Origin of the sequence: Leclercia sp. UBA5076 (genome assembly GCF_002416465.1) — a bacterium.
GTDB lineage: Bacteria > Pseudomonadota > Gammaproteobacteria > Enterobacterales > Enterobacteriaceae > Enterobacter.
Genome location: NZ_DIAO01000001.1, coordinates 1 through 24,373, shown reverse-complemented (window position 1 = coordinate 24,373; position 24,373 = coordinate 1). Strand labels below are relative to the sequence as shown.

The 24,373-nt window shown below is 56.3% G+C and carries 22 protein-coding genes and 1 tRNA gene; 6 read left to right on the top strand and 17 right to left on the bottom strand.

What is annotated here, in order from left to right:
- Positions 1 to 24 precede the first annotated feature (24 nt).
- From B3X29_RS00115 to prmB, 6 genes are all read right to left on the bottom strand, one after another.
- Complete coding sequence (locus tag B3X29_RS00115) at positions 25 to 303, bottom strand: YfcL family protein (protein ID WP_103180529.1); 279 nt, start codon at positions 301 to 303, stop codon at positions 25 to 27.
- A gap of 9 nt (positions 304 to 312) precedes the next feature.
- On the bottom strand, positions 313 to 861 hold the full coding sequence (locus tag B3X29_RS00110; protein WP_103180530.1) for an elongation factor P hydroxylase: 549 nt from the start codon (positions 859 to 861) through the stop codon (positions 313 to 315).
- Positions 861 to 1,670 (bottom strand): sulfite exporter TauE/SafE family protein, encoded by an 810-nt coding sequence (locus B3X29_RS00105; protein ID WP_103180532.1) that lies wholly within the window; start codon positions 1,668 to 1,670, stop codon positions 861 to 863. The genes B3X29_RS00110 and B3X29_RS00105 overlap by 1 nt, the downstream gene beginning before the upstream one ends.
- On the bottom strand, positions 1,670 to 2,494 hold the full coding sequence (gene mepA / locus B3X29_RS00100; protein WP_103180534.1) for a penicillin-insensitive murein endopeptidase: 825 nt from the start codon (positions 2,492 to 2,494) through the stop codon (positions 1,670 to 1,672). Before mepA ends, B3X29_RS00105 begins: the two co-directional genes overlap by 1 nt.
- Positions 2,495 to 2,496: 2 nt before the next feature.
- Positions 2,497 to 3,582 (bottom strand): chorismate synthase, encoded by a 1,086-nt coding sequence (aroC, locus tag B3X29_RS00095; RefSeq protein ID WP_103180536.1) that lies wholly within the window; start codon positions 3,580 to 3,582, stop codon positions 2,497 to 2,499.
- A gap of 76 nt (positions 3,583 to 3,658) precedes the next feature.
- Positions 3,659 to 4,591, bottom strand: a complete 933-nt coding sequence (gene prmB, locus B3X29_RS00090) for a 50S ribosomal protein L3 N(5)-glutamine methyltransferase (protein WP_103180537.1) — start codon at positions 4,589 to 4,591, stop codon at positions 3,659 to 3,661.
- A 157-nt stretch (positions 4,592 to 4,748) separates the two neighbouring features.
- Between prmB and smrB the strand changes: the two genes are divergently transcribed.
- Positions 4,749 to 5,300 carry an endonuclease SmrB gene (gene smrB / locus B3X29_RS00085; protein WP_103825178.1) on the top strand — a complete coding sequence of 184 codons (552 nt, stop codon included), beginning with the start codon at positions 4,749 to 4,751 and terminating at the stop codon, positions 5,298 to 5,300.
- A 46-nt stretch (positions 5,301 to 5,346) separates the two neighbouring features.
- Here smrB and sixA read toward each other — a convergent pair whose 3' ends face one another.
- From sixA to B3X29_RS00065, 4 genes are all read right to left on the bottom strand, one after another.
- Positions 5,347 to 5,832 (bottom strand): phosphohistidine phosphatase SixA, encoded by a 486-nt coding sequence (gene sixA / locus B3X29_RS00080; protein ID WP_290503088.1) that lies wholly within the window; start codon positions 5,830 to 5,832, stop codon positions 5,347 to 5,349.
- Between the two features lie 209 nt (positions 5,833 to 6,041).
- On the bottom strand, positions 6,042 to 8,189 hold the full coding sequence (gene fadJ, locus B3X29_RS00075) for a fatty acid oxidation complex subunit alpha FadJ (RefSeq protein WP_103180543.1): 2,148 nt from the start codon (positions 8,187 to 8,189) through the stop codon (positions 6,042 to 6,044).
- On the bottom strand, positions 8,189 to 9,499 hold the full coding sequence (fadI, locus tag B3X29_RS00070; protein ID WP_159339636.1) for an acetyl-CoA C-acyltransferase FadI: 1,311 nt from the start codon (positions 9,497 to 9,499) through the stop codon (positions 8,189 to 8,191). Before fadI ends, fadJ begins: the two co-directional genes overlap by 1 nt.
- Before the next feature lie 155 nt (positions 9,500 to 9,654).
- Positions 9,655 to 9,939, bottom strand: coding sequence for a YfcZ/YiiS family protein (locus tag B3X29_RS00065; protein ID WP_103180546.1), 285 nt, complete (start codon positions 9,937 to 9,939; stop codon positions 9,655 to 9,657).
- Between the two features lie 371 nt (positions 9,940 to 10,310).
- Between B3X29_RS00065 and fadL the strand changes: the two genes are divergently transcribed.
- Entirely contained in the window at positions 10,311 to 11,633 is a 1,323-nt protein-coding gene (fadL, locus tag B3X29_RS00060; RefSeq protein ID WP_168192031.1) for a long-chain fatty acid transporter FadL, read from the top strand.
- A 46-nt stretch (positions 11,634 to 11,679) separates the two neighbouring features.
- On the opposite strand, the gene mlaA is transcribed toward fadL, so the two are convergent.
- Entirely contained in the window at positions 11,680 to 12,432 is a 753-nt protein-coding gene (gene mlaA, locus B3X29_RS00055) for a phospholipid-binding lipoprotein MlaA (protein WP_103180550.1), read from the bottom strand.
- A gap of 315 nt (positions 12,433 to 12,747) precedes the next feature.
- Between mlaA and B3X29_RS00050 the strand changes: the two genes are divergently transcribed.
- Both B3X29_RS00050 and B3X29_RS00045 read left to right on the top strand, forming a co-directional pair.
- Positions 12,748 to 13,677 carry a formate/nitrite transporter family protein gene (locus B3X29_RS00050; RefSeq protein ID WP_156654969.1) on the top strand — a complete coding sequence of 310 codons (930 nt, stop codon included), beginning with the start codon at positions 12,748 to 12,750 and terminating at the stop codon, positions 13,675 to 13,677.
- 75 nt (positions 13,678 to 13,752) lie between these two features.
- Positions 13,753 to 13,824: transfer RNA gene (locus B3X29_RS00045), tRNA-Arg, on the top strand.
- A gap of 191 nt (positions 13,825 to 14,015) precedes the next feature.
- Here the strand turns inward: B3X29_RS00045 and B3X29_RS00040 are convergent.
- Complete coding sequence (locus tag B3X29_RS00040; RefSeq protein WP_159339637.1) at positions 14,016 to 14,180, bottom strand: hypothetical protein; 165 nt, start codon at positions 14,178 to 14,180, stop codon at positions 14,016 to 14,018.
- Positions 14,181 to 14,250: 70 nt separating this feature from the next.
- Entirely contained in the window at positions 14,251 to 16,143 is a 1,893-nt protein-coding gene (locus tag B3X29_RS00035) for a flagellin (protein ID WP_159339638.1), read from the bottom strand.
- A 121-nt stretch (positions 16,144 to 16,264) separates the two neighbouring features.
- On the opposite strand from B3X29_RS00035, the gene B3X29_RS00030 reads away from it, so the two are divergent.
- Together B3X29_RS00030 and B3X29_RS00025 are read left to right on the top strand one after the other, a co-directional pair.
- Positions 16,265 to 16,900 (top strand): cysteine hydrolase family protein, encoded by a 636-nt coding sequence (locus tag B3X29_RS00030; protein WP_236560461.1) that lies wholly within the window; start codon positions 16,265 to 16,267, stop codon positions 16,898 to 16,900.
- 34 nt (positions 16,901 to 16,934) lie between these two features.
- The gene (locus B3X29_RS00025; RefSeq protein WP_159339639.1) at positions 16,935 to 17,474 is read left to right on the top strand and encodes a DUF2058 domain-containing protein; all 540 of its coding nucleotides are present in this window, start codon (positions 16,935 to 16,937) and stop codon (positions 17,472 to 17,474) included.
- A gap of 45 nt (positions 17,475 to 17,519) precedes the next feature.
- Here B3X29_RS00025 and B3X29_RS00020 read toward each other — a convergent pair whose 3' ends face one another.
- From B3X29_RS00020 to B3X29_RS00005, 4 genes are all read right to left on the bottom strand, one after another.
- Positions 17,520 to 18,884, bottom strand: coding sequence for an HlyD family type I secretion periplasmic adaptor subunit (locus B3X29_RS00020; RefSeq protein WP_159339640.1), 1,365 nt, complete (start codon positions 18,882 to 18,884; stop codon positions 17,520 to 17,522).
- Positions 18,871 to 21,021: a type I secretion system permease/ATPase gene (locus tag B3X29_RS00015; RefSeq protein ID WP_159339667.1), complete on the bottom strand. Its 2,151-nt coding sequence runs from the start codon at positions 21,019 to 21,021 to the stop codon at positions 18,871 to 18,873. The genes B3X29_RS00020 and B3X29_RS00015 overlap by 14 nt, the downstream gene beginning before the upstream one ends.
- A gap of 138 nt (positions 21,022 to 21,159) precedes the next feature.
- A complete protein-coding gene (locus tag B3X29_RS00010; RefSeq protein ID WP_103180590.1) occupies positions 21,160 to 22,509 on the bottom strand; it encodes a TolC family outer membrane protein in 1,350 nt (449 codons plus the stop codon).
- A gap of 168 nt (positions 22,510 to 22,677) precedes the next feature.
- On the bottom strand, positions 22,678 to 24,373 hold a 1,696-nt coding region (locus B3X29_RS00005; protein WP_290503087.1), incomplete at its 5' end, for a hypothetical protein.

Sequence of the window (24,373 nt, the reverse complement as noted above, 5' to 3'; positions counted from 1 at the left end):
GTAGCGCCACCGGGCGATTACCGATTAGTTCAGGCTGGCTTTCTGAAACAAGGTTTCCCACATCCCCAGCACTAATGACTGGTCGCGCGGAGAGAGTTCGCCGGCCAGAATCGCTTTTTCCAGGCTGCGGGAAACTTCAGCATGCACCGCGTCCGCAGAGTGGTCGTCACCGGCTTCCAGTTCGGCGACGGCCAGCGTCAGGTGACCACGCAGATAACCGCTGGCAAACAGTTCATCGTCACTGGCGTGCTCCACCATGTCATCAATTAACGCCAGAATGCGTGATTCAAATTCTGCGATCATCTTCTTTCCTCAGTTAAGATCTTCCGGCCACGGGAAGTGTTCCGCCGTGATGTCCGGCGTGTGGTAATAATTCTGTAAAGCCTTGATCAAGCGCGCCGGACGTTCCGGGATGCCTTTCTCAAGATACTCCATCACCTGCGCGTGCACGCGGCGCTGGAAGACAATACGGTCTGGCTCGAAGTCGCCTTCGAGATTGTCGCAGCTGACGTTGAACGGAAATCCTGCCGCCACGCAGAAGAGCCATTCCAGCGCCTGGGGTTTCACTTCCACATCTTCAAATTGCCCCTGGGTCGCGGCGTCACGCCCGTCCGGGCAGTACCAGTAGCCAAAGTCCACCAGCTCGCGGCGCGCTTTACCGGCAATGCACCAGTGGGATATTTCATGCAGACCGCTGGCGTAAAAGCCGTGGGCAAAGACGATCCGGTTGTACGGTAGCTCTGCATCAGCAGGAAGATAGATCGGTTCGTCGTCGCCTTTAATCAGACGGGTATTAAAATCATCAGCAAAACAGCCGTCGAAGATCTCAATCAGCTGTTCATATTTATGCGTACTGTTCATTAGTTCATCCCCAACCAGTGGAGGATCTCCTGTCCGTGGCTGTCATAAAGAAGTTTGGCACTCATGACGGCCGAGACAATGACAATCATCGGACGGATGAGCTGTTGCCCTTTGCTTAACACCAGGCGCGAACCTGCCCGCGCGCCCAGAAATTGTCCGGCCATCATCACAAAGCCTGTCGCCCAAATCACCTTCCCGCCGATGATAAAGAGCAGCAGGCCACCGACATTAGAGGTGGCATTCAGCACTTTCGCATGGGCGGTGGATTTGGCGAGGTTAAAACCGGCCAGCGTGACAAACGCCAGGGCGTAAAACGACCCGGCCCCGGGCCCGAAGAAGCCGTCATAAAAGCCGACGCAACCGCCCGCGATCAGCGCAAACGGCAGACCGTGCAGGCGGCGCTGCCTGTCCTCTTCACCCAGTTTCGGCATCAGTAAAAAATAGAGACCAATGCAGATGACGAGAATCGGCAAAATCTGGCGCAAAATATCGGACTGCACGTGCTGAACCAGCAGCGCCCCGCTGGTAGAGCCGATAAAGGTCATCAGAATGTTGAGCTTCTGATCGGCGAGGCTCACCACCTTGCGGCGGATAAAATAGAGCGAGGCGGATAACGATCCGCCACACGCCTGCAATTTGTTGGTCGCCAGCGCCTGGGCCGGGCTCATGCCCGCCGCCAGCAGGGCCGGAACCGTCAGTAACCCGCCGCCACCGGCCAGGGCATCAATAAACCCGGCCAGCATGGCGATAAAAAACAGCGCCACCAGCATCAGCGGCGACACCATAAACAACTCAGCAAATTGGTCCATCACAGGGCATGCTCATCCAGTAGCGCCTGGCAGGAAGGCGGCAACGGAGGCGGTGTCTTCTTCTCAGGCTTGGTGGGTCCAGGTTTCGCTGGCTCAAACCAGCTTTGTAATTCCGCGCCGCAGCCATCGCCTGGCGGCGGTAACGGTTGATCTTCACACTCGAGGCTGTTCGCCGGGCATCGCAGGCGCACGTGCATGTGCGCGCGGTGCTGGAACCACGGCCGCACTTTGCGCAGCCAGTCGCGGTCGGTTCCGGCATCTTCGCATAGCTGCTGCTTGATGGCCGGGTTAACGAAGATACGCGTGACGTCGTTATCTTCCGCCGCCAGCTTGATCATGCTGGAGACCTCTGGCGACCAGCGCGACGGCACCACCCGCTTGCCATCGCTGGAGACCAGATCGAGGGCCTGCGGCTTCAGCAGTTGCGAGGATGACCAGCGCGTTTTCGGCAGCTGGAGGAAGATATCGACATCCAGCCCTGTCTGGTGGCTGGCGTGGCCGCCGTTAAAGCGTCCGCCTGCCGGCATCCCCATATCGCCAATCAGCATCGTACCGAGCCCCAGGTTATGCACCTGGTTACCCAGACGCTGAATAAACAGCACCAGGTCCGGGTGGCCGAAGTAGCGGCGCTGGTCGGTACGCATCACCTGATACGTATCCGACTGCAGAGGAAGTTCCTGCGCACCAACGATACAGCCATTAGAGAACGCACCAATGGACTGCGCGCTGCCTGCCACCGGATGGGTGATTTTTTGCCATGGCGTTGCCGCCAGAGCGGCTCCACTGGCAAGCAGCGCCAGCAGAGCAATTGCGGTTTTTTTCATGGTTACCAGCGTGGAATGGTGGTCGTCACATCCGCATTCTGCGCGCGCTGGCGCAGGAAGTGATCCATCAGCACGATCGCCAGCATCGCTTCGGCGATCGGCACTGCGCGGATCCCGACGCAGGGATCGTGACGTCCTTTGGTGATCATCTCAACTTCTTCACCAGAGCGGTTAATGGTGTGGCCCGGCACGGTAATGCTGGAGGTTGGTTTCAGCGCAATGTTGGCGATAATCTGCTGCCCGCTGCTGATGCCGCCTAAAATGCCGCCCGCGTGATTGCTCTGGAAGCCCTGGGCTGTGATCTCGTCCCGGTTCTGACTGCCACGAAGCTGAACCACGTCAAAACCGTCGCCAATCTCCACCCCTTTTACCGCATTGATGCTCATCATCGCATGGGCGATATCAGCATCAAGGCGGTCAAAGACCGGCTCGCCCCAGCCCGGCGGTACGCCGTCAGCCACCACGGTGACTTTGGCGCCAATGGAGTCGCCCTCTTTCTTCAGGGCGCGCATCAGTTCATCAAGCGCTTCCAGCTTCGAGGCGTCGGCGCAGAAGAACGGGTTCTGCTCAACCTGCTCCCAGTCGGCGATCGCCAGCGGGATGTCGCCCATCTGGGTCAGGCAGCCGCGAATGGTGATACCAAACTTCTGTGCGAGGTATTTTTTGGCAATGGCCCCTGCCGCGACGCGCATGGCGGTTTCACGGGCGGAGGAGCGTCCGCCGCCGCGATAGTCGCGAAAACCATATTTCTGCTCGTAGGTATAGTCGGCGTGGCCCGGACGGAACACATCCTTAATGGCGCCGTAGTCCTGGGAACGCTGATCGGTATTCTCAATCAACAGGCCGATGCTGGTGCCGGTGGTGCGTCCTTCAAAGACGCCTGACAGAATTTTGACCTGATCCGGCTCGCGGCGCTGGGTGGTGTAGCGTGACGTGCCTGGACGGCGTCGGTCGAGATCGTGCTGTAAATCGGCTTCAGTCAGTTCGATGCCTGGCGGTACGCCATCGACGATACAGCCCAGCGCCAGCCCGTGGGACTCACCAAACGTCGTCACACGGAATAATTGTCCAATACTGTTTCCTGCCATCACGGCTCCGTTTTCGTTGTTCTGTGTTTGAGCTTTCTGTGTTTGCGCAATGTGAAACGGGCCGAAGCCCGTTGGATTAATCTTTGTAGATGCTGAAGTGTTCGCGCGCGGCGAGAAGCTGCGCTTTGGTCAGCATGAAGACGCCGTCCCCACCGTTGTCGAACTCGAGCCAGGTGAACGGCACATCCGGATATTGCTCCATCAGATGTACCATGCTGTTACCGACTTCACAAATCAGAATGCCGTTGTCGGTGAGATAATCCGGCGCACAGGCCAGAATGCGGCGGGTCAGCTTCAGGCCGTCGGAGCCGGAAGCCAGGCCCAGCTCTGGCTCGTGACGGTATTCGTTTGGCAGGTCTGACATATCTTCTGCGTCAACGTACGGCGGATTGGTCACAATCAGGTCGTACTGCACTTTTGGCAGGTCACGGAACAGATCGGAACGGATCGGCGTGACATGATGGATCAGACCGTGCTCTTCAATATTGTGTTCCGCTACCGCCAGCGCATCAGGAGAGATATCGACAGCATCCACTTCTGCTTCCGGGAAGGCGTACGCGCAGGCAATGGCGATGCAGCCGCTGCCGGTACACATATCCAGGATATGCTCAGGCTGATGGTCAATCAGGCCGGCGAACTGGTTGTTGATCAGCTCACCAATCGGCGAGCGCGGCACCAGCACGCGTTCATCGACAAAAAACTCATGGCCGCAGAACCAGGCTTTGTTGGTGAGGTAGGCAACCGGAATGCGCTCGTTAACGCGACGGATCACGCGCTCAACGATGCGGTGTTTTTCGCTGGAGGTCAGGCGGGCTGCGCGCATATCTTCCGGAATATCCAGCGGCAGATAGAGGGATGGCAAAACCAGCTGTACCGCCTCGTCCCATGGGTTGTCGGTACCATGGCCGTACCAGATATTGGCCGCGCTGAAACGGCTGACCGCCCAACGCAACATGTCCTGAATGGTTTGCAGCTCATTCACCGCTTCATCGACAAAAATTTTATCCACTATGTTCTCCAGGGCATGCTCGCTAAATTTTCGGCGGCTAGTGTGCCATGAAGACGGCGATAAATCAGCATTGTCAGCCGCCGCCGGCATTGAAAAAATGCGTTTTGCCGCGCAGTGAGTCAGGTACACTGTCGGAAATAAGAGATGAGACGACCCCATGAAAAAGAAAATATCGCTCAGCGAGGAGGATCAAACGCTGTTTCGTCAGTTAATGACCGGCACGCGTCAAATCAAGCAGGACACCATTGTCCACCGCCCGCAGCGCAAAAAAGTGAGTGAAGTTCCGGTAAAACGGCTGATTCAGGAGCAGGCCGACGCCAGCCACTACTTTTCCGACGAGTTTCAGCCGCTGCTAAATACGGAAGGTGCGGTGAAATATGTGCGCGCGGACGTCAGCCATTTCGAGCTGAAAAAACTGCGTCGGGGAGATTATTCGCCGGAGCTGTTCCTCGATCTGCACGGGCTAACCCAGATGCAGGCGAAACAGGAGCTGGGCGCGCTGATTGCCGCCTGCCGTCGCGAACATGTTTTTTGCGCCTGCGTGATGCACGGCCACGGCAAACATATTCTCAAGCAGCAAACCCCACTGTGGCTGGCTCAGCATCCACACGTGATGGCATTTCATCAGGCACCGAAAGAGTATGGCGGTGATGCCGCCTTGCTGGTGTTAATTGAAGTGGAAGAGTGGCAACCGCCTGAGCTCCCCTGAGAGGCAGGCGGGTGGCTGGATGCTACCCGCCTGGGTCCGTTTTACATCAGATAGCTTTCGCCATCTTCAGATTGCAGGGGTTCATCTGCCAGTTGAAGACGCCAGCACCCGTTTCAGAGAGGGTAACGTTGGCAATGGCAGAGGTGCTGAACATTGGCGGCGTTTCGCCCGGGCAGAGTTCAGCCACCAGATAGCCGACTAACGGCAGATGGGAAATTACCAGCGCAGAGGCGACACCTTCATTGCACAGCGCCTGAAGATAGGCACTGACAAGACCCACGTCGCCGCACGGGGTAAGCTCTGGCAGAACATCGACATTGGCTGGCAGGTTCATACACTCCCCTACCACATCCAGCGTCTGTTCAGCGCGTAAGAACGGGCTGACGAGGACACGTTCAATATCCACTTTTTGCCCTTTCAACCAGGTAGCCATTTGACGGGACTCGTCACAGCCGCAAGGCGTCAGAGGACGTACAGAGTCACTGGCAGCATCAAGTGCCGCGTCACCGTGACGCATGATAAAAACTTGCATATTGCACCGCTTTTGTTGACCAGGATCACCGGTGTTATTGCCCCGCGTGAACACTTAACGAGGTAAAAACCCGATGGCCGGGCATTGTGCCTGATCCATCCGTTGAATGAAACGCTGTTTTTTACCTCAACGGCGTAAGTATAGTCAATGTCTGTTTACAAATTAGACAGGACCAGCCCCTTCAACGGCGGATTTACTCTTATTTGACCTTAATTTACAAGGTCAGTTTCCTTTGCTGGCCAAAATCGCAGCCCCTGATCCGCCATCTGCAATAATGTGTCACACGGTGTAAACCGCGGCCCATATTGCACAGCCAGTCGTTGTAAAATCGCAACAACTTCACCCGCACCTACGCTATCCATATAGCGGAACGGGCCACCCAGGAAAGGTGGGAAACCAATGCCAAAAACGGCGCCAATGTCGCCATCTCGACCATTTTTAATGACCTTCTCACCAAAGCAGCGCGCCGCTTCGTTGAGCATCATCATCACGCAGCGTTCCGCGCACTGGGTCGCAGAGAGTTTGCCCTCGCCGCCAGGCTTAATAAGCCCATAAATCGCCGGGTCTACCCGCTTCTTGCTTTTACGCCCTTTTGGCTCGTAAAGATAGAAACCGCGGCCATTTTTTCTGCCTTTGCGATCGTCATTCAAAATTGCAGAAACAATGTTTGCGGGCGCGCTAAACCGTTCTCCATAAGCGCTTTCCAGCACAGGTATAATTTTAGTGCCGGTATCGATTCCCACCTCATCCAAAAGTTGGATTGGGCCGACGGGGAAACCAAACTTCACCAGCGCATTATCGATATGCTCGACCTTTTCGCCTTCGGTCAGCAGGCGCATAGCCTCGTTGATATAGGGGGCCAGAATGCGGTTGACGTAGAACCCGGCTTTATCAGCCACCACCACCGGCGTTTTGCCCTGCATTTTTGCCAGCTTAACGACGGTGGCAATGGTCTGCGGGCTGGTTCCGGCATGGGGGATAACCTCCACCAGAGGCATTTTTTCTACCGGACTAAAGAAATGCAGCCCAATCACCTGCTCAGGGCGCGCGGCCTGGGCCGCAATATCGCCGATAGGCAATGAGGAGGTATTAGAGGCAAAAATGGTGTGCGGCGCACAGTTCGCTTCGACCTCGGCCACCATCTGCTGTTTCAGCGCCAGGTCTTCAAATACTGCCTCAATCACCACATCGCGATGACGGAATCCGCTGTAGTCAGTGGTGCCGGAGATCAGCGCCAGCTCGCGATCGCGCTCGCTGGCTTTGATATGGCGGCGTTTGACCTTTTTATCAAGCAGCTGCCAGCTGTACTGCAGGGCGTGGTTGATCCCTTTCGGATTGATGTCTTTGATCCGCACCGGTAATTTGCCTTTGCTGGCGCTGACGAAGGCGATCCCGCCCCCCATCAGGCCACCGCCCAGCACGCCAATTGACGCCAGCGGCGCAGGCTCGGCTTCGCTGCCGGGATCTTTCTTCACGTCGGTGCTGGCAAAAAAGATGCTGCGCAGCGCCTGAGACTGCGGCGTCATCGCCAGCTCGCCAAAGGCTTTCGCTTCTGCAGCATAGCCGCTGCTGCTGCCCTGAGTCAGACCGGTATGGATAACCTCAAGAATGCGTTTTGTCGCCGGGTAGTTGCCCTGGGTTTTTTGCTCGGTTTTGTTCGCCACCATTTTAAACAGCAGCGCACGGCCCAGCGGCCCTGCCAGTACGCGCTCGCGCACCGGTAAGCGACGGCTATCGGGTTTGCCTTTCAGCGCGCGCGCCACGGCGGCCTCCAGCAGAATGGAATGCGGAACCACCTCATCTACCAGCCCGACTTTCAGGGCCTGACGCGGACGCAGCTGTTTGCCGGCGAGGATCATCTCCAGCGCCGTGCTGACGCCCACCAGTCGCGGCAGGCGCTGGGTGCCGCCTGAGCCCGGCAGTAAGCCAAGCTGCACCTCCGGCAGGCCCAGCACCGTTTTGGCGTCGTCGGTACAAATTCGTCCGTGGCAGGCTAGCGCCAGCTCCAGGCCGCCGCCGAGACAGGCGCCGTTGATCGCCGCAATCACCGGAATGGTCAGGGCGTGAATTTCGGCCATGATCTGCTGCCCCTGACGGGCCAGGTCTTCCGCTTCCTGGGCGCTTTCAGCGCGGGCAATCATGTTGATATCGGCCCCGGCGATAAAGTTATCCGGCTTGGCCGAGATAAATACCAGCCCGCGCAAGGCTTTGTTTTCTCGCACCTGTTTGAGGATAGCGCGAACCTGACCGCCAAACTCCGCTTTCAGGGTATTCATCTTTTCGCCTGGGGCGTCAATGGTGACGACCGCCACGTTGTCCGGACGCACGTCCAGGGTGAATGCCGTTGTCATCTCCATTACTCTACCTCCAGAACCATTGCGGCACCCAGGCCACCCGCAGCACAGGCGGTGACCAGTCCAAACCCACCGCCGCGACGGCGCAACTCATGCAGCGTCTGGGTGATCATCCTCGCCCCGGTCGCGGCAAAGGGGTGGCCATACGCAATGGAGCCCCCCAGCACGTTAAATTTGCTTTCGTCCACTTCGCCGGTGGCGTGGGCGCGGCCCAGCACATCCCGGGCAAAACGATCGCTTGCCAGCAGTTGCAGGTTGGCCAGGGTTTGCGCGGCAAAGGCTTCATGCATGTCGATGAGCGTCAGATCGCCCATCGTCAGTCCGGCGCGCTCCAGCGCCAGCGGCGTGGACCAGGCCGGCCCCAGCAGCATATCCTGCCAGACATCAATGGCGGTAAAGGCATAGCTGCGCAGATAGCCGAGCGGCTTCAGGCCCAGCTCTCTGGCGCGGGATTCGGTCATCAGGATCACCGCTGCCGCGCCGTCGGTTAACGGCGTGCTGTTCGCCGCCGTGACGGTGCCATGTTTGCGGTCGAATGCCGGACGCAGTTTCGCATAATCCGCCAGCGTAGAGGTGCCGCGAATATTGTTATCCTGGCTTAGCGGTTCGCGGAATGGTGGGGTGTAGGCGGTCATCACCTCCTCCGCCAGCTTGCCTTCTGCCCAGGCTTCTGCGGCGCGCTGATGCGAGCGGTGCGCCAGGGCATCCTGCTGCTCACGGGTGATGCCATAGGTCTTCGCCATCTGCTCGGCGGTATCCCCCATTCGCAGCCCGGTGGAGTATTCCGCCACGGCGGGGGGAACAGGAAGGAGATCGCGCAGACGCAGGCGCGAGAACAGTGACAGCCGCTGCCCGGTGGTGCGGGCCTTGTTGACGTCCACCAGCACACGCGCGAGCTTTTTGCTGACGCCAATCGGCAGAACTGAGGAGGAGTCGGCACCCCCGGCTATCCCGGCGCGAATGGTACCGGTTATCAGGCTTTCTGCCACGTTCGCCACTGCCTGAAAGCTGGTGGCGCAGGCACGGCTGACGCTGTAAGCATCGGTGTGGACATTCATTCCGGTGCCCAGCACGATTTCACGGGCGATATTCGGCGCTTCCGGCATTTGCACGACCTGGCCAAAGACCAGCTGTTCAATCACCTCGGGCGGGATTTCGCTGCGAGCCAGCAGCTCCCCTACAACCATTTTTCCCAGATCGACGGCAGGTACGCCATGATACGCCGTCGCCTGACGGGCAAATGGCGTGCGTAATCCACTGACAATGGCAATGCGATCCCCCTGACGGGTGATTAGCGGTAATGCCTGACTCATAACGCTCCCCTGTGAATAACAAATGCGCAAAGTGGTCTGACCTGATAACAGTCTTAACTAAATTTTTACATTAGCCAATCGGGGAGAGGAAAAATTGCGAGCGAACACACAGAGAGGAGACGAAACGCCTCCCGGAAGGGAGGCGCGGGAAGGAATTAACGCAGACCGAGTTGAAAAATCAGGGATTCTGCTTCGCAGCTGAACACGAAGTCGATGTCCAGACGAACGCCGCCTTCCACTTCGGTGAAGTTGGCGTTGATTGCACACGGTTCGGACTCCACGCCGCGGGCTTTCTCGGTCAGCGCGGCCAGCGTCTCTTCGGCGTCGGCACGGCGGGTAAACTCACGGCTGTAAGAGGCGGTGCAATCCGTGTTGTCCACAATGGTGCCCACATCCATACAGCAGCAAACCGGGGTTTCATCAGCACTGCATTTACTCATAGTAGATTTCCTCTTCATTCGCGCATGGCGCGAGATAAACACGATGCTGATATTTTACGCGCCGGGCGGGAGCGGCTCCAGTTGTTAATGGCTTTAAACCGGGTAAGTGAGCAATATCACAAGTAAAAATGATCTAAAACAAAAATCACCCATTAGGAGGACGCGAACTGGTCACAATTTTGCCAACCAGATCCCGTTTCGAAAAACATATCGGTAAATATTCATAAACACCCTTGCAACATTCTATCTGGTCAGACCTATACTCTCGCCACTGGTCTGATTTCTAAGTGTTACCACAGACCCTACACTTCGCGCTCCTGTTACGGTATGTAACAAAAATTGAATAAAAATAACTCAATGAGGTTATGGTCATGAGCCAGAAAACCCTGTTCAAAAAAACTGCGCTGGCAGTCGCAGTGGCAATCGTCTCCACCTCCGCCTGGTCAGCGGGCTTTCAGTTGAATGAGTTCTCTTCCTCAGGCCTGGGCCGCGCCTATTCCGGGGAAGGTGCTATCGCTGATGACGCAGGGAACGCGAGCCGTAACCCTGCCCTGATCATGATGTTTGATCGTCCCACCTTCTCCGCAGGTGCCATCTTTGTTGACCCTGACGTGGATATCTCCGGACGCTCGCGAACGGGCGCAAGCCTGAATGCGGATAACATCGCGCCAACAGCATGGGTGCCAAACCTGCACTTTGTCGCACCAATCAACGATCAATTCGGCTGGGGCGCATCCGTCACCTCTAACTACGGACTGGCGACCGAGTTCAATAACAACTACGCAGCAGGGGCATACGGCGGTACCACCGACCTGGAGACCCTCAACCTGAACCTGAGCGGTGCTTATCGCCTGGATAATCACTGGAGTTTCGGTGTTGGCTTTGATGCGGTCTATGCGAAAGCGAAAATTGAGCGCTACGCGGGTGACCTGGGTCGCATCGTTGCAGGCTCCGGGGCATTACCTCCGGCTCTGGCACGACAGGTCGCGGGGATCCCGGGAGATACCCAGATTGCCTACCTGAAAGGTGATGAGTGGGGCTTTGGCTGGAACGCCGGTATTCTGTATGAAATCGATAAGAACAACCGGTATGGCTTGACCTACCGCTCTGAAGTGAAAATCGATTTCGATGGCGACTATAAGAGCAGCCTGCCTTCAGCCTATAACCAGATCCTCGGAAACTTTGGTCTGCCAATGGGGACGGATGGCCGCACCACTGGCGGTTCTCTGACCCTGAATTTACCTGAGATGTGGGAACTGTCCGGTTATAACAGAGTCGCGCCGCAATGGGCCATCCACTATAGCCTGACCTACACGAGCTGGAGCCAGTTCCAGGAGCTGAAAGCGACTAACAGCGGCGGTGATACGCTCTTCTATAAAGACGAAAGCTTCCGTGATGCTTACCGCATCGCTCTGGGTACCACCTACTACATGGACGATAACTGGACATTCCGTACCGGTATTGCCTTCGATGACAGCCCGGTTCCGGCAGACAAACGCTCTATCTCCATTCCGGATCAGGATCGCTTCTGGCTGAGCGCCGGTGCGACCTATGCATTCAACAAAGATGCCTCCATCGATGCGGGTGTCTCTTATATGCATGGTCAGAAAGTGACGTTCCAGGAAGGTCCGTATGAGTTCTCTTCTGAAGGTAAAGCCTGGCTCTATGGCATGAACTTCAACTACGCGTTCTAATCACGCAGGGATAAAAAAGGTGAGCCTCGCGCTCACCTTTTCTTTTTTATTCCGCATCAATCTCGGAGAGTTCATTCTCGATCGCTTTGGCGTTCGGGTTATCTTCCGGTTTCAGCTTACCGCCGTTAGCAATGAAGTCGTGATTCTGGAAGTACGCTTCACGCACCATGAGATACGGATCGGAAGACTGACGCAGCAGACCGTCTGAATCCAGCAGTTGCGCGCGCGTCTCCACCCCTTCCAGCGTCCATTTACCCACCGACAGCGGCCAGGTCAGCCACGACAGCACCGGATAGAGCGTATCGACCATATCACCGCCGTCATCACGCAACGTGAAGCTACCGTAGAACGGCAGATGCACGTACGGGCCGTAACCCACATTGTAGTGACCCAGCGTACTACCGAAGCGGTGCGGCTGTTCGCGCTGCAGCTTCGGATTCGCCATCCCGGCAACGTCAATAAAGCCACCCATACCTAACAGGGTGTTCAGGAAGAAGCGGGTAAAGTGGACCATCCCCTGATAGGGATCGCCCTGCAGGAAGTAGTTCGCCATCACCGCTGGCTCTTCGAGGTTGCTGGTGAAGTTGCTCAGCCCGTTACGGGCAGGCTGTGGAACATAATCCCGCCATGCCACCGCAACCGGACGCACCACATACGGATCCAGCACGTTATAGTTGAAGTTGTACATGGTGCGGTTAAATCCTTCCAGAGGATCGGAGCGCCCCTGCTGCTCGCCAGAGCTGGCGCAGCCCATCAGCAACGTGGTGCTCAACGCAACCACCGACAGCCGAAGTTTCATATCTTTCTCCCTGTTAAGTATGGCTATCAGCAAAAGCCATCCGTCATGGCGCTTTCGCGCTCTGTCTGTAAACGTGTAAGTGATTGTATCAGCGCGTTTACTGATGTCTACGACCACAAATCGGGGCAATAAACACTCTCTGGTATGATCTCAGAATAGCCTGGCTTTAGGTTTTCGTTTGGCTGGCAATTTTATACGGCCTTTGCCAGCGATGTATCGCCTTTATTGCCATTACAGGAATTTAAGAGCTTCCCCACGGGCGGCGGGAGAAAAAGCGCTACGCTTAAAGGTATCTGCAACCTATGGAGCATTGCGATGGACGAGCTAAAAGAAGAAAAAATTGATAACCATACCGAAGAGCTGGAAGTTGAAAGCGAGGAGAATCGCCGGGGAAAGAAGATTGAGGTTGACGAGGATCGCCTGCCCTCACGTGCAATGGCAATCCACGAACATATTCGCCAGGATGGTGAAAAGGAGCTGGAGCGCGACGCCATGGCGCTGTTCTGGTCGGCCATTGCCGCCGGATTATCGATGGGCGCTTCCCTGCTGGCAAAAGGGATTTTTCATGTCGAGCTTGAAGGGGTACCCGGCGGGATAATCATCGAAAACCTCGGATACACCTTTGGCTTTATCATCGTGATTATGGCGCGCCAGCAGCTCTTCACCGAGAATACCGTCACCGCCGTACTGCCGGTGATGCAAAGCCCAACCTGGGGCAATTTCGGCCTGCTGATGCGCCTGTGGAGCGTGGTACTGCTCGGCAATATTATCGGTACCGGTGTCGCCGCCTGGGCGTTCGAGTTTATGCCGATATTTGATGAGCCCACCCGCGACGCCTTTGTGAAAATCGGGATGGGAGTCATGGAAAACAGCCCGGCAGAGATGTTCGCCAACGCGATCATCTCCGGCTGGATTGTCGCCACCATGGTCTGGATGTTCCCGGCGGCCGGTTCAGCGAAAATCGTGGTCATTATTTTGATGACCTGGCTTATCGCTCTGGCCGATACCACTCATATCGTGGTGGGTACGGTAGAGATTTTATATCTGGTCTTTAACGGCACCATTCACTGGAGCGAGTTTTTCTGGCCCTTCGCGATCCCTACTCTGGCAGGCAATATCTGCGGCGGCACCTTTATTTTTGCCTTGCTGAGCCATGCGCAAATCCGTAACGATATGTCGAATAAGCGCAAAGCCGAGCTTAAGGCCCAGCAGGAGGAAGCGGAAGAAGATAAAAAAGCGGTGTGAGTGGCGACACTTTAAGCAGTCAGGCGGTCACGCGCTTAACGCATTGTATAAATGACGTTATACTCGTGCCGCTTTGTCCCCTTAGTTAAATGGATATAACGAGCCCCTCCTAAGGGCTAGTTGCAGGTTCGATTCCTGCAGGGGACACTTTCCTGCCGTCAGATTTACCATTTTTTCCCGCAACTTCGTAAGTTACTTTCTGTTCAATAGCACCCATAAACACAACTTAACCGGTTGCTGTAATGTACTCTCCCGCCATCAGAACGTATCCCTGGCTCACCAGGTAATACAAAATTGAACGGAGAAAGTTAATGAAGAAGATCCTGATCGCGCTGGCTTTAATCGCCCCATGCTCTGCCTTTGCTGGTGTTATCTTTCACCCGGTAGAACGCGCAGCCGTGGTTGCGAATTCCGCCCACCCGGTAGCGGCTGCAACGGTTACCGCGCAGGCAAGAAATCACCGTGCCGCCAGGGTAGATGCCGTTAACTGCAACGATGGGCATTGCGTACAGCGCGGCAACGTCATTCGCTAAGCGTTACGGAGCCCCGAAAGGTTGGGGCTCTCACCAGATGTTATTTCATCGAATCATTCAGCAGTGACAACACTACCTGTGACGTCTGGTTGGCTTTGGTCATTAACGAGGCGAACGTTTCCTGGAGCATCTGCGCCCGGGCCATACTGGACACTTCCGCGGCATAGTCCGCATCTTCAATCCGCGAGCGGGACGCACTGACCGCAACAGACATTGTCGCCTGGAGATTTTGCGTGGACTCCAACCGGTTCGCCACAGCGCCCAGCGTGCTGCGTCTTTCATCAACCTGTTTAATGGCATTATCGAGCGCGGCCAGAGGGTTCTCAGGATTTTTCAGGCGGATCTCATCGCCGACTTCAGCGATATTCAGGGTCGTGTAGTTGGTCGCCGCATCCGTAGAGGCACTAAAAGACGCCTGGTAGTAGATCTGGAGATCCCCCAGACCATTCAGCGTTTTTAGCAGGAAACGGGCAGGATTCTCATCAGTCAAAACCAGAGTGGCTTTTTTTGTCTCAGTGCCGTTCACCACATCCATGTAGTAATTACCGTCCGCGTCCAGGCGCAGCACATCGTTGGAGATATTACCTTTGGCATCGGTATAACGCACGTTGACCTTCGCAGGATCCATCGTGACCCTTGACGACCCGCTGACCTGATTCACATCAGAGAAATTATTCAGACTGGTAGCGTTATTCGCCGTCACCACAAGCGAACTGTTCGTACCGTCAGTCGTGGTCGTTACTGAGGCAGTGTAATAGTTAAAATTACCATTGCCATCATCCACTTCCATAATGTACTGGCTGCCCGACTTCAGGAGTCGGGAACTGGAGCTGGAAAGCGGATTATTACTCGCATCCCTGAAGCTCAATGCTGCGGTCGTGGCATCAATATTGGGCGTAGTCGTTACGACAGCCGGAAGCGTAGCGAAATCCGTATCCAGTTTTGCCGTGGTGCTGGTCATTTGTGCGGTGACGGCACCCGATGAACCGTAGCTCAGGGTTGCAGGATAATAGAAATCATCCTGCTCAATATAATACTGACCGTTTGATTCTCTTAATGACGGCGCGGGACTATTGCTTAACATTCCCCCATTGGTATCGATATAGCTCACCGAAGTAATGGTCCGGCTATTTAGCTGGGTGACGCTGCTGTAGAGAGGCGTTCCATTGGTGGCACTGATATTTACAGTTCCGGTTCCGCTGGCGGTATCCCAGCTTGCGGCCGTGGTGGCCTGATAATAAGCTGGCTTGCCGTCGGCTCCCGTGTCCTGAATGTAATACCGGCCATCAGTGGCGTTTCGCACCAGTTGCGGCGAGTTGTATGAGCCCGTCGGATACCAGGTTACGCTGACATTACCGCTGTTCAGGTCGATATTACTGGCATTTCCAGAAACCTGATTGATATCTGAAACCTTACCGCTGATGCCACGAATAACGAAATCCTTCAGGCCGATACTCTCTACGCTGAAATTTTTCGATAAATCGAGGGAGATTTTTTCATTATCCCGGGTGCCGACCTGAAAACCGACGGTACCCGCACTGCCATTCAACAGATTGATGCCGTTAAAGTCGACAGAGCCGTTCAGGCGGTCGATCTCTTTAAGGTTTAAGTTGATTTCGGCCTGAATGGTATCGGCATCCACCAGGGTATTGGATTCACTGAGCCCTTTGACTGTAAGCTCGCGAATACGCTGCAAACGATTGTTAATTTCATCCATTGCGCCTTCGGCCGTCTGAATCATCGACAAGCCATCACCAGCATTCCGCTGCGCCTGCTGCAGCCCATTTTGCTGGCTGGTCATGCGGTTAGCAATCGCCTGGTTGGCCGCATTGTCCTTCGCGCTATTGATACGCATGCCGGAAGACAAATTGCGGATAGACTGCTCCAGGGCAGAGGTGTTTTTTGCAGATTGACCCCGCAGCGTTAACGCCATCAGGTTAGTTTTTAGGCTCAGCATTTCGATATACCGATACAGGTTTCTCTGAAGCTGTTATCGGTCGTACAGTAGATTAGTTGATGATTTATTTGAGCCTTAACCAAATTTGGTAGGGGGCGTGGCGCATAATTGCGAATATGTTAATGCGTTCCAGCGTTACGAAGATGCCCAAAAACCGATAATAACCCTGCCAGTGGCAAGGTTTAAGGAGGATTACATGCCAAAAGCACTACTCATCATCGATATGCAGAATTTTGTCACAGAGAGAATTCAGCAGGGCGTGGATTACTTCCCGCATAACAGCATTGAAAACATGACCTCTGTAATTGAAAAATTCAGAAAATCAGGCCTTCCCGTCATCCACGTTCGCCACCAGACGCCTGAACAGGGCTCGCTTTTCCATCCCAGCTCCTCCTCCAGCTTACCCCTGGACGCCTTTAAAGAATCAGCGAACGAACCGGTTTTTATCAAACACACCTCCTCCGCATTCAGCTCAACGGGATTACTGGATTATCTTCAGGATGCGCAAATTTCAGAGGTTGTTGTCACTGGCGCGGTGGCCGGATTTTGCGTTAACTCCACCGTCAGGATGGGTGCCGACCTTGGGTTAAAGATGACGGTGCTAAAAGATGCGGTAATCAGCTTTGAACTGAGGCAAGCTCAGCTCAGCGCAAAAGTCATTCATGACGTCACCCTTGCGCTGCTTGCGGCCGATTTTGCCCAGGTTATCCCTGCAGTGGAATTACAGGTATAATCTGCCCATCATTTGACAGATTTCAGAAACGACGATGACCAAACTCACACTACAAGAGCAGATGCTGAAAGCTGGCTTAGTCAGCAGTAAAAAGCTGGAAAAAGTGCAGCGCACCGCTAAAAAGTCCCGCGTCCAGGCGCGCGAAGCCCGGGAAGCGGTAGAAGTGAATAAGCAGGCGCAAATTGAGCGCGATAAAGAGCTTAGCGAACAGCAAAAGCAGGCGACGCTGGCAAAAGAGTATAAGGCGCAGATCAAGCAGTTGATTGAGATGAACCGCATTGTGATTGCCAAAGGCGATATCAGTTTTAACTTCACCGACGGCAATCTGATTAAAAAAATCACTGTGGATAAGACCACGCAAAAACAGCTGGTCAATGGCCGTCTGGCGATTGCGCGTCTGGTTGCTGAAGCGGGTCGCGAGAGCGAATACGCCATCATCCCTGCCGTTGTGGCGAATAAAATTATGCAGCGTGATGCGAGCTATATCGTCTTCAGCGGTGAGCTGACGCAGGAAGCGAAGGATGAAGACGATCCATACGCCGATTTTGTCGTGCCTGACGATTTGATGTGGTAACACTTAAAAGCCACCTCCCGGCGAGGTGGCCTTTCTCCATACTTATTAACGCTCGTGGAACGCCTCCGCTCTGGCGCGCAGAATCGGTTTCAGCAGATAGGCCATCACCGTTTTCTTACCGGTAATAATATCCACCGACGCCACCATTCCCGGAATAATTAACAGCGGCTTTTCATCCGTGCCGAGATGGTTTTTATCGGTGCGCAGGCGAATCACGTAAAAACTTTTCCCGTCTTTGTCGGTTACCGTATCAGGGCTGATCTGCTCCAGCGTTCCCTTCAGGCCGCCATAGATGGTGTAGTCGTAGGCGGTGAACTTCACCGTTGCTTCCTGGCCCGGACGTAAAAACGCAATGTCCTGCGGGCGAATTTTGGCCTCCACCAGCAGCTTGTCGTCCAGCGGCACAATCTCCACCAGGTCGTTGCCCGGCTGGATCACGCCGCCGATGGTGTTGACCATTAGCTGCTGCACCACGCCGCGCACCGGCGAGGTGACCAGGGTACGGTTCACCCGGTCGGAAATCGCCTTGCCCGACGCCTCTATCTTGCTGAGATCGGTTCGCGCCTCGTTGAGCTGCCCCAGCGCCTCGCTGCGATAACGCCCGCGCGTTTCACTGACTTTGCTCTCAATCTCCTTGATGGCCGCTTCCGCCCGGGGAATGGCAAGGGTCACGGAGTCGAGCTGTCCCTGGGTCTCTACCACGCCACGACGCAGGCGGAGCACTTCGACTTTGGAGATCGCCCCTTTCGCCACCAGCGGTTCAGACATGGCGACCTCCTGCTGCTGCAGCCCCAGGCTACGACGGTACTGGCTGGCTTTGCCCTGGAAGTCGAGCAGCTCCTGCTTCTTCTGCACCAGCTGTTCGTTGAGCCCCGCCAGTTCGCTCTGAATACGTTTGTTGACGCTGGCGAAGAGTTCCATCTCACCGCTGGCGATCTCCGGCGCCTTCTTCACTATCTCCGGCGCCAGGGTCAGGGTTGTGGCATCGTTCAGCAGCGCGGTCAGACGCTGGATGCGCGCCTGGAGCGCCAGCCGGTCGGCTTCGCTCTCCCCGGCGTTGGAACGAAACTGGGTATCATCCAGACGCAGCAGCGGCGCGCCGGCTTTCACCACCTCGCCTTCATGCACAAAGACTTCGGCCACGATCCCACCCTCAAGGTTCTGCACTTTCTGCAGACGTGATGAGGGGATCGCCCGCCCTTCCCCGCGCGTCACTTCGTCAATGCTGGCCAGCGATGCCCAGAGGATCATGGCGATAAAGAAGGCGAAGATAGCCCACAGCGTGACGCGCACCACCCGGGGGGCATCATCCAGCAACGCTTTGTTGACCTCGTTGGTGGTAAACGGTGCGGGCTGTTTATCTCCTGACAGCCAGCTCATCAGGCGGCTAAGCGTCTCAACGATTCGCATGAATTTGTCCCTTCTTCAGCGCACTCATGACGCTCTCTTTCGGGCCATCGGCAATGATTTTGCCGTTGTCGACGATAATCAGACGATCCACCAGCGTCAGCAGCGACGCACGATGGGTGACCATCAGCAGCGTTTTGTTGGCAATCACCGGTACGAGCGCCTTTTTGATCAAATCTTCGCTGGTGTTATCCATCGAACTGGTGGGTTCGTCCATCAACAGCACCGGCGGGTCGAGCAGTAGCGCCCGCGCCAGGGCGACAGCCTGCCGCTGGCCGCCGGAAAGGCTCATTCCCCGCTCACCCACCTGCATGTTGTAACCGGAGGGGTGACGACGGGCAAACTCGTGCACCCCGGTCAGGGTGGCCACCCGCAGCATGGTTTCGTCATCAACGTAGCTGGCGCCATACACCAGGTTCTCCCGCAGGGTGCCGCTGAACAGATGAATATCCTGTGGCGCGTAGCCGATATTGTGCCGCAAATCGTGAACATCGATCTGACGGGCATCGATGCCGTCGATCAGCACATTCCCGCTGTCCGGCTGGTAAAACCCGACCAGCAGTTTCGCCAGCGAGCTTTTCCCGGACCCACTGCGGCCAATAATCCCCACCTTCTCCCCGGGCTGGATCGTCAGCGAGACGTTGCTGAGCGAGGCATACTGATTGCCGGGATAGATAAAGGTCACATCGCGCAGCTCAATGGCGCCGGAGAGGGTTTCCCGCTTCAGCGGCACTTCGTCGTCCTGCACCTCCTGCTCAAGATCCATCATCCGGTCGATGGTGGCCTTGGTCATTCGCGCGCGCTGGTAGCGGGTGATGAGGCTACACAGCTGGCCGATGGGCATCATGGCGCGACGGTGCAACAGATAGCAGGCAATCAGCCCGCCCATGCTCAGGTTGCCGCCGATAATGATGTAGACCCCGGCCACGATCAGGGCCACGCCGCTGAACTGCTGCAGCCAGGCAGTAAAGTTCACCGCCACATAGGAGAGCGACTTCACCCGCAGTTCCAGCTTGCTCAGCTGACCGGTGAGGTGCTCCCACTGATACTGACGCTCGCTCTGGGCGTTGTTGATTTTGATGGCATCCAGGCCGGTGAGTGTCTCCACCAGCATCGCCTGGCGTTCGTTGGAGAGCTGATAGGTCTTCCTGACCCGCGACATCAGCGGACGCTGGATCAACCAGTTCACCAGCAGCGCCAGCGGATAAGCGAGCAGCGGGATAAACACCAGCGGGCCGCCAATGATGCCAATCACCAGCAGGATCAGCAGGGTAAAGGGGAGATCGATAAAGGCGGTCAGCGTCAGCGACGACAGAAAATCACGAATCGACTGGAACTCCTGGAAATTCTGCGCAAAGCTGCCCACCCGCTGCGGGCGGAGCTTCATCTTCATCCCCAGCAGCCGCTCGAACAGCGCCGAGGAGACCACGAGGTCGGTTTTTTTGCCCGCCAGATCGAGGCAAATTCCCCGCAGGATCTTCAGTACAAAGTCGAACACAAAGGCAATGCTGATGCCAATCGCCAGCACCCACAGCGTGGCGGTGGCCTGATTGGGCACCACCCGGTCATAGACATTCATCACAAACAGCGGGGCGCTGAGGGCCACCAGGTTGACGAGGAAACTGGCGACCACCGCATCCAGGTAGAGGGATTTCGACAGTTTGAGCGTGTCCTGGAACCAGGCTTTGGTACGCGGCAATGTAGCCGTCGGCTGGGCATCAAACTCATGCTCCGGAGAGATAAAAATCACCCGGCCGCTGTAATTCTCCGCCAGCGTCTCTGGCGACACGGTGATTTCACCGCCCTCCGTTTCGCTGGGTAGCAGCCGGGCGCGCTGCTGCGCATCCCAGCCAATCAGCACCGCGGCCTGATTGTTCTTCAGCAGGAGAATGGCGGGCAGAGAGAGCGCGGTGATGTTTTCAAGCCCACGCTGCACCACCCGCGCCTTGAGCCCGGCCCGTCCGGCGGCGCGGGGGAAGGTCTCTGTCGTCAGGGTGTGGGCTGCCAGCGGCAACCCCGCGGTCAGGACGTTGCGGCTGGTGCCTATGTTATGCAATTTACAGACGATCATCAGCGCATCCAGCAGGGGATCGTCATGGCTTTGCCGCGGATCCAGCCTGCCCTGCGCCTGCGGGGCCATCTCGATGCGATCAGAGGAGTCAATATCAGGCGTCATTCTCTGCCTCAGTGTTCTGCGGACGGGAACCGCAGATAAAAAAAGAGAGGGTTGTTGCCGTTATCTCTGCCAGCAACAACCCCGTCAGCCTCTCAGGGCGTCTTACTTTAATTCAGGCAGTTCTGCCTGGGAAGATTTCGCTTGCGTGAGCGGCTCCGCTGCCGTCGGCGGCTGAATATTCAGGCTCTTAAGCAGTTCGCCGGTACGGGCGCTGATGCGGTAGGTGGTAAACATGTCGACAAACTGCAGCTCGACGTAGCGGCGCTGGGCGCTGAACACCTCGTTTTCACTGTCCAGCATATCGAGCAAGGTCCGGTCGCCAAGGCTGAACTGCTCCTGGTAGGCGCTACGCACCTGCACGCTGCGATCGGCATACTCTTTGGCGATCGGCACCTGCTGCCCGGCGTTTTTCAGGGCGTTCCAGGCCAGACGCAGCTCTTCGTTCAGCTGACGCTGGGCGTTATTTTTCACATCCTGAGCCTCTTTCATTTTGTAGGCGTAAGAGGTGAGCGTCGCCTGGTCGCTGCCGCCGTTATAGAGGTTGTAACGCATGCGCAGCATCGCCTGCCACTCCTGGCTGTGGCCGCGGGTCCCATCGATGTTGTTATCCATGGTGCGCCCGACTTCGACATTCACATCCGGATAAAAGCGCGATTTTGCCGCCTCGTACTGCTGGCGGGTCGCTTCCACATCGGCATCGGCCTGTTTCAGCAGCGGATTGTTTGCCAGCATGACGGTCCGCGCGGCCTCCAGCGAGGCGGGTACCGCGATTTTGGCGGGCATGACGAGAGTGTCAGGCTCTTTGCCGGTGATACTCTGGTAGTTGGCGCGAGCGTCTTCGAGGTTAGTTTGCTCGGTCAGCAGGTTGTTGCGCGCCTGGGCCAGACGAGCCTGGGCCTGCTCAAAGTCAGCCTGACGCCCCACCCCCTGCTCGGTACGCAGGCGGATCTGATCGAATACGCGCTCGTGATTCTTCAGGTTATCTTCTGCCAGCGCCACCATCTTCTGGCGCATCAGCACATCGAGATAGCTCTGGATCGCCTGCAGGGCGGTGGATTCGCTGGTATTCATTACCGTCCAGGCGCGGGAGTTGACCGTCGCTTTCTGGCGGCCCACTTCGCTGGTGGTGGCAAAACCGTTGAAGACGTTCTGGCGCAGATTGATGGCGGACTCGCTGCGGTGCAAATCACGCAGATGATCGCCTGCCCCGCGGGTGCTGGCGTTATCGGTTTGTTCCCAGCCGGTACCGGCGGTGAGATCCAGGGTCGGGAGATAGCCGCCTTTGGCGGCGCGGAGATCCTGATCGGCGGAATAGCGGCTGTTTACCGAGGCGTTAACTTCCGGATGCCATAACAGGCTCTCTTTCACGGCCTGTTCCAGGGTCGTGGCCTGGCTATATGTGGCGCTCAGCGCCAGGGTAGCCCCTATAACGAACTGACTATACTGTTTCATCTTATTTTTTCCTTCATATCCCTTGATTATTGGTCAATATTCACCAGAGAAACCCCATCAGAGAGAGGGGGAAAAATGTACCCTGCGATTTTGCGGACAGACGGGATCCCTCGTCTGTCCTGAATAATGTTTGCCGCGCAGTGCCAGACCAGCCCTGCGCGGCGCCAGTCAGGCGTGCTCTTCCGGTTTGGCGATCAGACTGTCGAGCACCGTGTCGTTACCCGCGTCATACCCCTCCGTTCCGGCGATCTCACCGCCTTCAGCAGGAACATGCTCGACTTCCGCCGGGCCCTCCGCCGTGTCGCTCTGCGGCCCCGCCTGGATCAGCGTGCTGAGATCGTTATGCTCTTCATCATGAATGAGATCGCTAAAGTTCAGCTGCTCCTCCTGATCCGTACTCTGGAGCGTGAGGTTTTCGCTCTGCGCATTATCGACCGTTGGTGTGCCGTTGTTATCCACACTGCTGGTATTGAGCATCAGGTTGTCGTCATCGATTAACGATGCGGCGTGATCCCCGTTCGCCAGAGCGTGGTCGGCGTCATGCTCATCAGCCGTCAGGCTGCTCGTCTGCTTGTGATTCTCTTCACTGTCGCTTTCAACATGATTCTCCTCAACGCTGTGGTCAGCCATCAGAGAGCGATCGTCAACGTTATCATCGGCGTGCTCTTCTCCGCCGTGGCTTTCGCTGACAAACGTTCCGCCCTCTTTCCCGTCAACGGTGAAGTCGGTTTCGTGTTGATCGAAGGCGGTAGAGTCCACTTTCAGCCCGATCTCCCCGAAATCGCTCTGACCGTCCGGCAGCTCAACGCTCACCTGGCCGTTGAAGTGCGAGGTGTCGTTGTCAAAGGTCAGGGTGTAGCTCTTCTCTTCGGCGTTGTAGCTGACGCTCGCATAGTTGCCGGTAAAGGTCGCGTTTTCCGGGATACCGCTCAGGGTGATGCTGTTAAGGTGATCGCTGCTGTCTGAGCTTTCGAGATTGACATCCAGATTCAGCGTCACCGTATAGCTGACGGTGGTATTGCCGCCGTGCGTGGAGGAGGGTCCGTCACCAAAAACAACGCCTTCGATGCCGTTGGCATTCTGGAACGGTGACTTCCCGGTCTCGTTATCAACCACATGCAGGTTATCTATATCGTTGTTTTTACCATTCTGTGGATGGTCGACACCGGTAACGGTGTAGTCAGCCTCATTCCCCTGAACAAAGATATAGTCCTTACCCACGCTGCTTTGCGGTAAGCCCTGGTTGCCAGTGATGCCGTTGAGCGGCCGGAATTCATAGCGATCCTGCGGCCAGTCACCCTGCTGGTAATAGCCACCCGTATGGTCACCGACCACAAATATATCGGTGTAGGTCTTGTCGCCGTTATTGGCGTTGGCGTTACCCTGGCTGTTGTAGTAGTGGATCTGATCCAGGCTGTCGGCCTTCGGCACGAAGTCGCCCTGGATCTTACCGTCCGGGCTATCCGGAGTCAGCCAGACATGTACGTTGCTGCCGATCGCCACAATCACGCCGTTCTGGATGTCGTAACCGTTAGGATCGCCGCTGCCGCCATTAACGTGGATGATCTGGTCATCTGTCGTCTCGGTCGTCTTACTGCCTGGAGTGACGGTAACGGTTAGTTTGACGTCGGCGTCGGAATCAGAGTCCGCGTCGGCATCCGCGTCGGCGTCGGCGTCGGCATCAGAGTCCGCATCTGCGTCGGCATCGGCCTCGGCATCGGAATCCGAACCGGCATCAGCATCAGCATCAGCATCAGCATCGGCGTCGGCATCCGGATCCGCGTCAGCATCGCAATCCGCATCGGCATCGCAACCATCATCGGCATCACCATATGCATATGCAACCTCACTGTCCTCCTCTTCC